We start from the raw sequence: 12,371 nt of genomic DNA, 5'->3' as shown, positions 1-12,371 counted from the left end.
AACGAGGACTGGTTTCATGCTTGGATTACTACTTAGAACGACATGCGTTAAAAGTTAATTGAACCGCCGTGTGCCGAACGGCACGCACGGTGGTGTGAGAGGGGCTAGTGATTAGCCTCTACTCGATTGAAAAAACAACAGTCTAAATTTGACAATAGCACCTGCTTTTTAACTGAGTGAAGTAGTTGGGGGTCATGTATACTCATGAAACAGAACGGGAGTTGATAGGCGTTTTTTCACACTTACTATTGACAAGCCGTATTTTTTTAAGTAAAATAAAGAAGCATTGGGGTATAGCCAAGCGGTAAGGCAAGGGACTTTGACTCCCTCATGCGTTGGTTCGAATCCAGCTACCCCAGTTTTTTTATGTTTCTATGCCAAGCCGGTGTGGCGGAATTGGCAGACGCGCTGGACTCAAAATCCAGTGTCCTCACGGACGTGCCGGTTCGACCCCGGCCACCGGTATAGAAATGCACCCTTGGCTCAACTGGATAGAGTACCTGACTACGAATCAGGCGGTTAGAGGTTCGAATCCTCTAGGGTGCATAGCGAGGTCCTCTTCTTGAGAGGGCTTTTTTACTTTACGTTGCTAGTGTTCTCTGTATAATAGACTTTTATTTCAAACATGGACATGGTAAAATAGTGTGGAAACTCTAAGGAAAAGGAATTGATATGAATTATTATAACGTTGGTAAAATCGTCAATACGCAAGGGCTCCAAGGAGAGATGCGCATCTTATCAGTGACGGACTTCGCAGAAGAGCGATTCAAAAAAGGGGCGAAATTAGCTCTTTTTGATACCAAGGATGATTTTGTGATGGAAGTTGAAATTGCCAGCCATCGTCAGCATAAGAACTTTGACATCATTAAATTCAAAGGAATGTACCATATCAATGACATTGAAGAATTTAAGGGGTACAGTCTTAAGGTGGCTCAGGACAATTTATCTGATCTAGCTGATGGTGAATTTTATTACCATGAGATTATTGGTCTTAATGTTTATGAGAATAATGAAAAAATCGGTGTTGTAAGAGAAATTCTTCAGCCAGGAGCCAATGATGTCTGGGTCATCAAACGTTCAGGCAAGCGTGATTTGCTTTTGCCTTATATCCCTTCAGTTATTTTAAATGTGGATATTGAGGCTAATCGTATTGACGTTGAGGTACTAGAAGGACTTGACGATGAAAATTGATATTTTAACTCTTTTCCCCGATATGTTTGCTCCTCTGGAACAGTCTATTGTCGGTAAAGCACAGGAGAAGGGGCTGGTAGATATCACCTATCATAATTTTAGAGACAAGGCTGATAAAGCTCGACACGTTGATGATGAACCGTATGGTGGTGGACAGGGGATGCTGCTGCGTGCTCAACCGATTTTTGATACCATGGATAAATTATCCGCTAAAAATCCTAGAGTTATCCTGCTGGATCCAGCAGGGCGACGTTTTAATCAGGCTTACGCGGAAGAATTGGCGCAAGAGGAAGAGTTGATTTTTATCTGCGGACACTATGAGGGCTATGATGAACGAATTAAGAGTCTAGTTACTGATGAAATTTCACTGGGCGACTTTGTGCTGACAGGAGGTGAGCTGGCAGCGATGACGATAGTAGATGCGACTGTTCGACTAATTCCAGACGTTATCGGCAAGAAAGTCAGCCACCAAGATGATAGTTTCTCATCAGGATTATTAGAATATCCTCAGTATACACGACCTTATGATTATCGCGGCATGACGGTACCTGATGTTTTGATGAGTGGGCATCACGACAATATTCGTCTCTGGCGGATGGAGCAGAGCTTACGCAAAACTTTGGAGCGACGGCCAGATCTTTTAGAAACATATGAACTGAGCGAAGATGAGCAAAAGATTCTAAATAAGATCAAACAAGAAATAAATAAGTAAGAAAGGGAAATCTATGCTTGAGCAAAAGATAACAGATATTACTATCATTGGCGGGGGACCGGTTGGTCTTTTTGCGGCTTTTTACGCAGGTTTGCGTGGTATGAATGTTAAGATTATCGAATCTCTATCTGAACTGGGAGGACAGCCGGCCGTTCTCTATCCGGAGAAAGTCATTTACGATATACCAGCTATGCCGGCTGTCAATGGTTTAGAGTTGACACAAAATCTGCTGAAGCAGCTTGAACGCTTTAAAGAAACAACTGATATTTGCCTGAAAGAAGAAGTTTTGACCTTTGAGAAGACAGATGATTATTTTACTATAAAGACGACAAAGAACAAGCACTTTAGCCGTGCCATCCTCATTGCCTGTGGGAATGGTGCTTTTGCTCCTAGAAGACTGGGACTGGAATCAGAAGAGCAGTATGCTGATCGCAATCTATTTTACAATGTCCGCAACTTAGAAGATTTTTCCGATAAGAAGGTTGTAATCTGCGGGGGGGGTGATTCGGCAGTGGATTGGGCTTTGCACTTGGAACCTATAGCTGAGAGTGTAACGATTGTCCACCGTCGGGATGCCTTCCGTGCACATGAGCATAGCGTGGAGCTGCTGAAAAATTCTTCTGTAAAATTAATGACCCCTTATGTTCCTTTAGCTTTAAAAGGTGATGGCCAAGAGGTCACTAATTTAACCGTTCAGAAGGTCAAAGGTGAGGAAGAGGCGGAAATAGATTTGGATGCTCTGATTGTTAGTTTTGGATTTTCAACCAACAATAAAAATCTCAGAAACTGGGGACTTGATTACAAACGCTCCAATATACAAGTTTCACCTGTTTTTCAGACCAGTCAAGAAGGCGTCTATGCGATCGGCGATGCTGCAGACTATGCCGGTAAGGTTGATTTGGTTGCTACTGGCTTTGGTGAAGCACCCACCGCTATCAATCATGCTATCAACTATATCTACCCAGAACGCGATAATCGTGCTGTTCATTCTACGTCACTTATCAAAGAATAATCAATACTTCAGCCAAGCATAAAATCAGCTTGGCTTTTATTATGTGACTTTAGTCCGTTTCGCTCCGAAGGTGCGAAATCATAACCACCCGTCAAACGGGTGGTTATGAAAGTTTTTGGTAGAAAATGCTTGACATTGAATGAAATTAGCCTATAATGGAGATTGTAAACGATTGCAAAGGAGGTGCTGGTATTCTCAAGTCAGAACGTAAAAATCTGATTATGGCTAAGATTCATGATCAGAACTTCGTTACTTTAGATAGTTTAGTGAGCCTTTTACAGACTTCTGAATCAACGGTGCGTCGGGATTTGGACGAGTTGGAGGCTGAACGTAAGCTCCATCGGATCCATGGCGGTGCTGAAAAACTGCATAGCCTACAAGAAGAGCTCAGTGTTCAGCAAAAGTCTATCAAGAATGTTCAAGAAAAAAGGCTGATTGCCCACAAGGCTCAGAGTTTGATTGATGAAAATGAAGTCATTTTTATTGAGGCTGGAACAACAAATGAACTCTTGGTTGATGAATTGACTAGGACGGATATAACGGTTGTGACCAATTCTCCCCACCACGCTATTAAGCTGGCGGATAAGAAGATCCCCACCATTATTATTGGAGGGGAGCTCAAGTGGGCCACGGATGCCAATATCGGTCCCATCGCTTTTAATCAGATCAGTCAGTTCAACTTTGATAAGGCTTTTTTGGGAACTAACGGGATAGATAATGAAAATCTTACAACCCCTGATATCTATGAAGCTACTATCAAACAGGCTGTTATTGCTAGCAGTGAGGAGACCTTCGTGCTGACAGACAGTACCAAATTAGATCAGATAGCCTTTGCTAAATTTGCTAAGCTGTCTGATGTAACTGTGATTATTAACCAGTCTTCAAAGGCAATCGTCGATACTTTAAAAGAAAAAACGAAGGTGATAGAAGTATGATTTACACAGTAACCCTCAACCCTTCCATCGACTATATCGTTCGTCTAAATCATGTTGTTATAGGTAATGTTAACCGCATGGATAGCGATGATAAATTTGCAGGGGGAAAGGGTATTAATGTCAGTCGTATCCTGCAGCGTTTAGGTATTGATAACACAGCAACAGGTTTTATCGGTGGTTTCACAGGCAAGTTCGTTGAAGATGGCTTACTTGCTGAAAGCATTAGGACTAAATTTGTAGCCGTTGATCAGGATACGCGGATCAATGTTAAGATTAAAGCAGACGCTGAAACAGAAATCAACGGCCCTGGTCCTCAGGTAACACCTCATCAGCTGGCCCAGCTAGAGGAATTTCTTAGCAAGCTAACGTCTGATGATACTGTTGTCTTTGCAGGTTCAGCTCCGGCCAACCTTGGTAATCAGGTTTACAAACGCTTGATTCCTACTGTCAGAGAGACAGGAGCTCAGGTCGTCTGTGATTTTGAAGGTCAAATCTTGCTGGATGCTTTGGAATACCAGCCCCTTTTGGTCAAGCCCAATAATCACGAGTTGGAGGCGATCTTTGATGTTAAACTAAATGGCCTCGCTGATGTTGAAAAGTATGCACGAGAAATCCTAGCTAAAGGAGCTCAAAATGTTATCATTTCTATGGCAGGGGATGGTGCTCTTTTGGTAACACCAGAGGCCGCCTACTTTGCTAAACCGATCAAAGGAGAGGTGAAAAACTCTGTTGGTGCGGGTGATTCTATGGTAGCAGGTTTCACAGGTCAATTTGTCCGAACCAAGGATGCGGTTGAAGCGCTTAAGTGGGGAGTTGCCTGCGGAACATCAACAGCTTTCTCAGACGATCTAGCTAGCATTGAGTTTATAGAGGAAACATATCAAAAAGTAGAGGTAGAAAAACTATGAAAATTCAAGATCTCCTAAGAAAAGAGGTCATGTTGCTTGATTTGCAGGCGACTACCAAAGAAGCTGCTATTGATGAAATGATCAATAGCTTGGTGGATAAAGGAATCGTAACGGATTTTAGCACCTTCAAAGAAGGTATTATGAACCGTGAAGCACAGACATCGACTGGCTTAGGCGATGGAGTTGCTATGCCACACAGCAAAAATGCAGCTGTCAAGGAAGCAACGGTTCTCTTTGCTAAATCAGCAAACGGTGTCGACTATGAAGCACTTGATGGTCAGCCAACAGATTTATTCTTCATGATTGCAGCGCCGGATGGCGCCAATGATACGCACTTAGCCGCCCTAGCTGAGTTATCTAAGTATTTGCTGAAGGATGGCTTCGCTGATAAGTTGCGTCAGGTAACAACCCCAGAGGAAGTCATTGCGACTTTTGATCAGGCGGAAGAAGAAAATAAGGAAGAAGCCGCTGCACAGCCAGCTCAGGCTGCATCTGATGATAAGCCATTGGTTGTCGCTGTTACAGCGTGTACCACCGGTATTGCCCATACCTATATGGCCGAAGAAGCCCTTATCAAACAAGGTGAAGAGATGGGAGTTACCGTTCGTGTTGAAACGAATGGCGCGTCCGGTGTCGGTAATGCCTTAACTGCAGATGAAATCAAGCGTGCCAAGGGTGTCATTGTTGCAGCCGATAAAGCTGTTGAAATGGCTCGCTTTGATGGCAAGCAACTGATTTCTCGACCTGTTGCCGAAGGTATTAAGAAACCTGAAGAACTGATTAACACCATTTTGGACGGTAAGGCTGAAACATATACAGCAGCTCAAGGAGAGGCAACTGCTTCAACTGATGAGGGCGAAAAGCAAGGGCTAGGTTCGGCTTTCTATAAACACCTTATGAGTGGAGTATCACAAATGCTGCCATTTGTTATTGGCGGTGGTATCATGATTGCCTTGGCTTTCTTAATTGATAATATCCTTGGTGTCCCTCAAGACCAGCTTGGTAATCTTGGTGTTTACCACCAATCGGCCGCCATCTTCAAGCAGATTGGTAATGCCGCTTTTGGATTTATGTTGCCAGTGCTAGCAGGTTATATCGCCTATTCTATTGCTGAAAAACCTGGTTTAGCCTCAGGATTTGCAGCTGGCTTCATCGCTTCTAATGGGTATGCGATCAATACGGTTGCTTATTTCTCAGGTAGCAAAGCTGCTCAAAATCCCAACTTAATTCCATCTGGTTTCCTAGGTGCTCTGGTTGGTGGTTTCATTGCTGGTGGGGTAGCGCTCTTACTTAAAAAGTACGTCAAAGTTCCTCGTTCTTTAGAAGGTATTAAGTCTATCTTGCTTTTACCCTTGCTTGGTGTTGCTATTACAGGATTCTTGATGCTTTTAGTCAACATCCCAATGGGGGCCATTAATACTGCTCTCAATAACTTCCTAGAAGGCCTGTCAGGTAGTTCTGCCGTCTTGCTTGGCCTTATCGTTGGAGCTATGATGGCTATTGATATGGGTGGACCATTTAATAAGGCAGCTTATATTTTTGGGACAGGGACTTTAACTGCAGATGCTCTGGCCAATGGTGGTTCAGTAGTTATGGCGGCTGTTATGGCTGCAGGTATGGTTCCACCACTTGCCGTTTTTGTGGCAACCCGTATCTTCCCTAATAAATTTAGCCAAGAAGAACGCGATTCTGGTTTAACTAATATTGTGATGGGACTCTCCTTTATCACTGAAGGTGCCATTCCATTTGGCGCAGCTGATCCAGGACGTGCTATCCCAAGCTTTATGGTTGGTTCTGCCCTTACAGGTGCTCTAGTTGGTCTTTCTGGTATCAAACTGATGGCTCCCCATGGTGGTATCTTTGTCGTTGCCCTAACGACTAACTGGTGGCTCTACCTTATTTACGTTGCTCTTGGTGCAGTAGTGTCCGGTATCATCTTTGGCGCTCTTCGTAAAGAACAAGGAGCCTGAGACTTTCCTTATAAAAATCCTCGTTGAAAGGCGAGGATTTTTTCTTTAAGTTAATTAAGGCTCTCAGTGAGAATGATTATGCGGTTCCTATTTTTATAGAATCAACTATGCTAAAATTCTCTCTTCTTTTTTCTTATCTTACGAATTAAAAGGTAGGAGGAACTTTATGTACACTATTGAAATTCATCAGGATACTTTACGTCCCCGGGAGCGTCTATTAGCTCAAGGGGCAGAACAGTTGAGCAATCAAGAATTATTAGCAATTTTATTGAGAACTGGGACTAAGCAGCAACATGTTTTATCCTTAGCCAATAATATTTTAGAAGCTTTAGATAACCTAGCAGATTTTCGGTTGCTATCTTTGGAAGAATTACAGGCAATTTCTGGTATTGGTCGTGTGAAATCCATTGAAATTAAGGCCATGTTAGAATTCGCTAAAAGAGTTAACCAAGCTGCGAACACTTCGGGGGAACGTATTGTTTCCAGTGAGCAGCTAGCAAAGAAAATGATTGCTGATTTAAGGGATAAACGTCAAGAACATCTTGTTGCTCTTTATTTAGATACACAAAATCGTCTGATTAAGCAACAAACAATTTTTATTGGCAGTGTCCGTCATTCAATTGCTGAGCCAAGGGAGATTTTGCACTATGCCTGCAAGGTTATGGCAACCTCACTTATCATTGCCCATAACCATCCGTCTGGACAGTCTAACCCTAGTCAGCATGATATCACCTTTACGAAAAAAATAAAACGATGCTGTGATGATCTGGGGGTAGAACTCCTAGATCACATCATCGTTGGTTCAGGTAGTTATTATAGCTTTCGAGAAGAAACGGACCTTATTATTTAAAGTTCATTGACAAAATAGTTGAAGAGTTCCTGATCGGCTTTTCGGTTACCAATAAGCAATTCCGGGTGCCATTGCACACCCATGAAGTGGATGTCGGGGTGATTAGATTCAACGGCCTCGATCGTTTGATCGTTTGGATCTTCAGCAATAACATCCAAAAAAGGAGAAAGTTCCTTGATACTTTGGTGATGAAAAGAATTGATAGAGCTTTGAGTACCATAAATCTCAGCTAACCTAGTATGATCTTTAACCGCCATATCATGATAGAGGTAGTCTGACGGTTTATCTTGCCAGTGATTCTCTATTGCTTGATTGAGACTGCCTCCCAAGGCAACATTCATCAGCTGGGTGCCGCGACAGACAGAAAAAATAGGTTTTTCTTGACGAATTGCCTCATCAATAATCGCAAATTCAAAATCATCTCGACGCCGCAAAAAATCATTATCGCTAGCTTGATTCACTTCGTGATAAAAGTCGGGATCCACATTTTGACCGCCGATTAAGAGGACTTTATCAACCATAGAGATATAGGGCTTGGCATCTTCTATTTTTCCAATAGGGAATAAAAGCGGGAGACCGCCGGCTTTTTTGACACCCTCAACAAAGCCTGTTGGAGCGTAGCTCCAAGGAATATCATCATTGGGATTGGGTCTTTCATTAGTAGTAATGCCGATAATAGGCTTTGATTTCATAGGCAACCTCCTAGATAAGAATTGGGTAACATAAGTCGAAAATAGGATTGGGGTTCTGGAACAGTCATGTCAATGTTAGGTAATTATTGGCTCTGATTCATAAAATACAGGAGGGTTTGTAACTCACTAGTTAAATCAACATACTGGACAAATACGCCCTTAGGAAGACTAAGGTTAACAGGTGAAAAGCTAAGAATACCTTTGATACCAGATTGGACTAATTGCTCTGAGACCTCCTGCGCCTTAACACTGGGAACTGTTAGAATGGCGGTATGGCAGTCAGCACCATCCAAGCGATCTTTTATAGTCGAGATACCATAAATAGGAATATCGTCATCGGTTTTTGTGCCTACAAGTATATTATCATCGGTATCAAAAGCCATAATAATCTTCATTTTATTGCGTTCATGGAAGCGGTAGTGGAGCAAGGCTCGCCCCATATTCCCGCAGCCTACCAAAGCTACATTTGTGATAGAATGGTCGTGAAGAATATCGGCAAAAAAATTCATTAATTTTCTAACATCATAGCCAAATCCTCGGCGCCCTAATTCTCCAAAATAAGAGAAGTCTCGACGAACGGTGGCAGAGTCAATCCCAATCGCTTCAGCAATTTGCTTAGAGCTAGCTTTTTCAATATTTTCAGCATAAAAACGTTTGAAAGTTCTATAGTAAAGCGACAAACGTTTGGCCGTAGCCTTAGGAATAGATTTATCAATAGCCATAGAAACTATATCTCCAATCCTTTTAGAGTTCAATACTACCTTAATTGTAGAACAAGTTTGTGAAAACTGCAACAAATTAGTGATAAAAAAATCCTATGATTATCATAGAATTCTTTTATCGATTCACAAAAAGACTAAATCTCCGTTTTAGTGAACACATCGCGCTCAACCAAGCTATCCATTAAGAAATAGAATTTATCTTGAATAATACGCGTTTTATCCGTCTTAAAAATGTTAACCTGCCGCAAGCCAGACTGATCCGTAATAATAAGTTTGAAAGATTGTAAGTCCTTATTGATCGTAATTTTAAGTGGGAAGCCGTTACCAGAATTTGGAATTTCCTCCAAAAGGCGATTCAGTTCGTAGTGGCCTAGCTTGTTCTGGGTAAAGGTCATATCACCCAAGGTGTACTTCTTAAGATTAGGGTTAATAGAGTAGCTGTAGTGACAATCAGGAAGATAGATCGTTTTTTCAAAAGCCATAATTATTTGATAAGCTCCTTTATTTGATGGGCTAAAAGCTGTAGGTCTTCAGCTGTATTTAATTCTGAAAGACTAATGCGAATAGATTCTTGCAATCTTGGTGAATCAGCTCCGTACAGAGCTGTTAGAACATGGCTAGGATCGACTGTACCTGCAGTGCAGGCAGAACCAGTCGAAACTGCAAATCCAGCCAAGTCCAGCTGTGTTAGTAACAGTCCATTATTGACATTAGGAAAGCCAATATTGATGACATGGGGCATAGCAGTATTCCCACCGTTTAGGTAATAATCAAGGCCTTCTATCTTGGATAAGAAGATTTGACGCAGTTGACTGACCTTTTGGAAATTTTGTTCTAAATACCCTTGGTTTTCTCTAAGCGCTTGAGCCATACCAGCGATACCAATTATATTTTCAGTGCTGGCCCGCTTCTTATTTTCTTGTTCGCCACCGTGCAGTAGGCTATCCATATAATGAGGCTGTGCGTAAAGGAACCCCACTCCCTTAGGACCATGAAATTTATGGGCAGAAGCAGAAAGAAAATCGATACCCAGCTGCTCTGGAATAATTTTCACCTTGCCTATAGCTTGAACAGCATCAACATGAAAAACAGCTTGGTGATCTGCTAAAATTTTACCGAACTCAGCGATGGGCAAAAGAGTGCCAGTTTCATTATTAGCAAACATGGCACTGACTAATATAGTGTCCTCGCGCAAGGCCTTAGATAGGGAATTTGGTGTAATCTGACCGTTTTCATCTGGCTGTAAGTAAGTAACTTCAAAACCAAAGCGCTTCTCAAGATATTGCATGACATGCAAGACAGAATGGTGCTCAACAGCGGTTGTAATAAGGTGTTTCCCTTTATCTTGGTTGGCCAGAGCATAGCCCTGAATCGCCATATTATTACTCTCAGTACCGCCAGATGTAAAGATAATTTTATTAGCCTGACTACCTAAATACTGTGCAATGACATGACGGCTGTCCCTCAGTAATTGGTTGGCCTGCCGCCCGTAGGTATGAATGCTGGAAGGATTTCCAAAAGTTTCGGTCATCACTTTTGTCATAGATTCGATAACACCTGGGGTTAGTGGAGTTGTCGCAGCATTATCGAGATAAATCATTTGTTAAACCTCACTGTCTGCAGTGTAAGTAAAGAGTGGACTGAGTGGTTGGTGGTTATGGATACGGGTGATGGCATCTCCAATCAGTTTGCTAGCTGAAATATAGGTGACGTTACTGCTGATTCTCTCTTTAGTTACAACAGAATCAGTAACAAGAATCTCTTTGATCGGAGCAGCCTCTAAGATATCAGCTGCTCCACTAGCAAAAAGACCGTGGCTGGCTACAGCATAGATTTCAGAAGCTCCCTCACGTTCAACGATTTTAGCCGCTTCGGCAAAAGTTTTACCGGTATTTAGGATATCATCAATAAGAATAGCTTTTTTACCGGTAACTTCACCAATGATGTAGCCTTCTTCGCGCTGGGCATCATCCTGAGCATAGTCAATAATAGCAATAGGAGCATTTAAATATTCTGCCAAACTGCGCGCTCGTTTAATACCAGAATTTTTAGGACTAACTACAACGACATCAGAACCCGTAAGCTCTTTATGAGCATAATGATCCGCAAATAAGGGAACAGTGAAAAGATTGTCAACAGGAATGTCAAAGAATCCCTGAACTTGAACCGCATGCAGATCAAGTGTTAGAATACGATCGGCTCCTGCCTTGACTAACATATTAGCAACTAGCTTGGCTGTGATTGGCTCACGACGTTGAGCGATGCGATCTTGGCGAGCGTAGCCAAAGTAGGGCATGATAACATTAACCGAGTTTGCGCTAGCTCGGTTGCAGGCATCAATCATAATCAATAGCTCCCAGAGGTTATCATTGACAGGAAGACTGGTAGATTGGATAACGTAGATATCAAAACCGCGTACACTTTCTTCAATATTAATCATAATTTCGCCATCTGAAAACTGCTTAGATGACAATTTGCTGAGAGGAATGCCAGATGCCTTGGAAATTTTTTCAGCAATTGCGGTATTAGACGTTAACGAAAATAATTTTGGGGTGCTCGCTGCTGCCATAGTAAAAATAGCTCTCCTTGTTCTAACTGCAAAGCTCTCGGTTCTTTTAGATTGTCTAGATGAGATTATAATAGTCCCATAATAAAAAATCAGACTGATAAAGCGCCAAGAGCCATATGTTAAAAGTTTACCTTCTTCATTGTATCAAAAAAGGCTGATTTTTTCAGCCTGTCTTTACTATTTTAGTGTAAGATTAGTTAGTTTTTAAGGTTGAGCAAAAGCGTGCCACCTTGCTTTTAGCATATTTGAGATCAATACCATGCTCAGCTAGAAAAGTTTCGAAATCTGCTTTCCCCTGTTGGGCCTCTTTGACTTCTAATTCCAACTCGTAGTCAATTCGGCCGGAATAGTTATTTTTATCGAGAGCCATGAGACCAATTGGCGTTTCTTTCTCACGTCGAATAGTTGTTAAATGACCTAAATTTTTGAGCTGGCCACAGTTAATACCGTGTTGAATCAGCAAATCTTTTATGGCATTGTCAGGAAAATCACAGGATTCAATAATCGTACGTGCTTGTTCGCGTGATAAATCGAGGTTATGCTCCAAAGTTCCCACTGGCTCAGGGATCTTTAGGGTCATTTCAGCCCTCTTATCAAAAGTGCGAATCCGAAGGGACAGGCGCTTTTGACGCATAGTAAAATTATCAGTGTCAAAGTAGTAGTTGGTTTGGGTAATTGGAAGGATGTGCGAAAAGAGAGCTTCCATGCGCTGAAACTCTGCCTTATTGAGCATAGTTTTATATTCTATTTCCAAGTGGTTCATATCATGATTTTCCTTTGCAGACCTATTTATGGTATAATACTGATTAA

The 12,371-nt window shown here is 41.9% G+C and carries 13 protein-coding genes and 3 tRNA genes; 10 read left to right on the top strand and 6 right to left on the bottom strand.

Annotation, left to right across the window (positions count from 1 at the left end):
* Nucleotides 1–287 precede the first annotated feature (287 nt).
* The 10 genes from ACVR1G_RS01475 to radC all read left to right on the top strand — a co-directional run bounded on the left by ACVR1G_RS01475 (nucleotide 288) and on the right by radC (nucleotide 7,578).
* Nucleotides 288–359, top strand: a tRNA-Gln gene (locus tag ACVR1G_RS01475).
* A gap of 22 nt (nucleotides 360–381) precedes the next feature.
* A tRNA-Leu gene (locus ACVR1G_RS01470) sits at nucleotides 382–465 on the top strand.
* A gap of 7 nt (nucleotides 466–472) precedes the next feature.
* Nucleotides 473–546, top strand: a tRNA-Arg gene (locus ACVR1G_RS01465).
* Between the two features lie 126 nt (nucleotides 547–672).
* Nucleotides 673–1,191 carry a ribosome maturation factor RimM gene (rimM, locus tag ACVR1G_RS01460; protein ID WP_447451446.1) on the top strand — a complete coding sequence of 173 codons (519 nt, stop codon included), beginning with the start codon at nucleotides 673–675 and terminating at the stop codon, nucleotides 1,189–1,191.
* Nucleotides 1,181–1,903, top strand: a complete 723-nt coding sequence (gene trmD, locus ACVR1G_RS01455; RefSeq protein WP_447451445.1) for a tRNA (guanosine(37)-N1)-methyltransferase TrmD — start codon at nucleotides 1,181–1,183, stop codon at nucleotides 1,901–1,903. The genes rimM and trmD overlap by 11 nt, the downstream gene beginning before the upstream one ends.
* Nucleotides 1,904–1,916: 13 nt before the next feature.
* Nucleotides 1,917–2,915: an NAD(P)/FAD-dependent oxidoreductase gene (locus tag ACVR1G_RS01450; protein ID WP_447451444.1), complete on the top strand. Its 999-nt coding sequence runs from the start codon at nucleotides 1,917–1,919 to the stop codon at nucleotides 2,913–2,915.
* Nucleotides 2,916–3,106: 191 nt separating this feature from the next.
* Nucleotides 3,107–3,850, top strand: a complete 744-nt coding sequence (locus tag ACVR1G_RS01445) for a DeoR/GlpR family DNA-binding transcription regulator (protein ID WP_447451456.1) — start codon at nucleotides 3,107–3,109, stop codon at nucleotides 3,848–3,850.
* Nucleotides 3,847–4,758 carry a 1-phosphofructokinase gene (gene pfkB, locus ACVR1G_RS01440; RefSeq protein WP_447451443.1) on the top strand — a complete coding sequence of 304 codons (912 nt, stop codon included), beginning with the start codon at nucleotides 3,847–3,849 and terminating at the stop codon, nucleotides 4,756–4,758. The genes ACVR1G_RS01445 and pfkB overlap by 4 nt, the downstream gene beginning before the upstream one ends.
* Nucleotides 4,755–6,728, top strand: coding sequence for a PTS fructose transporter subunit IIABC (locus ACVR1G_RS01435; protein WP_447451442.1), 1,974 nt, complete (start codon nucleotides 4,755–4,757; stop codon nucleotides 6,726–6,728). The genes pfkB and ACVR1G_RS01435 overlap by 4 nt, the downstream gene beginning before the upstream one ends.
* Nucleotides 6,729–6,894: 166 nt before the next feature.
* Nucleotides 6,895–7,578, top strand: coding sequence for a RadC family protein (gene radC / locus ACVR1G_RS01430; RefSeq protein ID WP_447451441.1), 684 nt, complete (start codon nucleotides 6,895–6,897; stop codon nucleotides 7,576–7,578).
* Here radC and ACVR1G_RS01425 read toward each other — a convergent pair.
* The 6 genes from ACVR1G_RS01425 to ACVR1G_RS01400 all read right to left on the bottom strand — a co-directional run bounded on the left by ACVR1G_RS01425 (nucleotide 7,575) and on the right by ACVR1G_RS01400 (nucleotide 12,324).
* Entirely contained in the window at nucleotides 7,575–8,270 is a 696-nt protein-coding gene (locus ACVR1G_RS01425) for a gamma-glutamyl-gamma-aminobutyrate hydrolase family protein (RefSeq protein ID WP_447451440.1), read from the bottom strand. The two genes, radC and ACVR1G_RS01425, sit on opposite strands and share 4 nt — an antisense overlap.
* Before the next feature lie 83 nt (nucleotides 8,271–8,353).
* Nucleotides 8,354–8,992, bottom strand: a complete 639-nt coding sequence (locus tag ACVR1G_RS01420) for a redox-sensing transcriptional repressor Rex (RefSeq protein WP_447451439.1) — start codon at nucleotides 8,990–8,992, stop codon at nucleotides 8,354–8,356.
* Between the two features lie 134 nt (nucleotides 8,993–9,126).
* Nucleotides 9,127–9,474 (bottom strand): DUF1831 domain-containing protein, encoded by a 348-nt coding sequence (locus ACVR1G_RS01415; RefSeq protein ID WP_447451438.1) that lies wholly within the window; start codon nucleotides 9,472–9,474, stop codon nucleotides 9,127–9,129.
* A 2-nt stretch (nucleotides 9,475–9,476) separates the two neighbouring features.
* A complete protein-coding gene (locus ACVR1G_RS01410; RefSeq protein ID WP_447451437.1) occupies nucleotides 9,477–10,592 on the bottom strand; it encodes a cysteine desulfurase family protein in 1,116 nt (371 codons plus the stop codon).
* Nucleotides 10,593–10,595: 3 nt separating this feature from the next.
* Nucleotides 10,596–11,561: a ribose-phosphate diphosphokinase gene (locus ACVR1G_RS01405; protein ID WP_447451436.1), complete on the bottom strand. Its 966-nt coding sequence runs from the start codon at nucleotides 11,559–11,561 to the stop codon at nucleotides 10,596–10,598.
* 193 nt (nucleotides 11,562–11,754) lie between these two features.
* The gene (locus ACVR1G_RS01400) at nucleotides 11,755–12,324 is read right to left on the bottom strand and encodes a CYTH domain-containing protein (RefSeq protein WP_447451435.1); all 570 of its coding nucleotides are present in this window, start codon (nucleotides 12,322–12,324) and stop codon (nucleotides 11,755–11,757) included.
* Nucleotides 12,325–12,371: the final 47 nt, after the last annotated feature.

It is taken from the genome of Streptococcus dentasini (genome assembly GCF_053206945.1).
Note: the sequence above shows the minus strand (reverse complement) of the source record. Positions and strands in the feature narration are given on the sequence as shown.

Bases quoted from the DNA above. Each gene is read 5' to 3' on its own strand.
- rimM (WP_447451446.1), top strand. From the start codon at position 673: ATGAATTATTATAACGTTGGTAAAATCGTCAATACGCAAGGGCTCCAA.
- trmD (WP_447451445.1), top strand. From the start codon at position 1,181: ATGAAAATTGATATTTTAACTCTTTTCCCCGATATGTTTGCTCCTCTG.
- ACVR1G_RS01450 (WP_447451444.1), top strand. From the start codon at position 1,917: ATGCTTGAGCAAAAGATAACAGATATTACTATCATTGGCGGGGGACCG.
- pfkB (WP_447451443.1), top strand. From the start codon at position 3,847: ATGATTTACACAGTAACCCTCAACCCTTCCATCGACTATATCGTTCGT.
- ACVR1G_RS01435 (WP_447451442.1), top strand. From the start codon at position 4,755: ATGAAAATTCAAGATCTCCTAAGAAAAGAGGTCATGTTGCTTGATTTG.
- radC (WP_447451441.1), top strand. From the start codon at position 6,895: ATGTACACTATTGAAATTCATCAGGATACTTTACGTCCCCGGGAGCGT.
- ACVR1G_RS01425 (WP_447451440.1), bottom strand. From the start codon at position 8,270: ATGAAATCAAAGCCTATTATCGGCATTACTACTAATGAAAGACCCAAT.
- ACVR1G_RS01420 (WP_447451439.1), bottom strand. From the start codon at position 8,992: ATGGCTATTGATAAATCTATTCCTAAGGCTACGGCCAAACGTTTGTCG.
- ACVR1G_RS01415 (WP_447451438.1), bottom strand. From the start codon at position 9,474: ATGGCTTTTGAAAAAACGATCTATCTTCCTGATTGTCACTACAGCTAC.
- ACVR1G_RS01410 (WP_447451437.1), bottom strand. From the start codon at position 10,592: ATGATTTATCTCGATAATGCTGCGACAACTCCACTAACCCCAGGTGTT.
- ACVR1G_RS01405 (WP_447451436.1), bottom strand. From the start codon at position 11,561: ATGGCAGCAGCGAGCACCCCAAAATTATTTTCGTTAACGTCTAATACC.
- ACVR1G_RS01400 (WP_447451435.1), bottom strand. From the start codon at position 12,324: ATGAACCACTTGGAAATAGAATATAAAACTATGCTCAATAAGGCAGAG.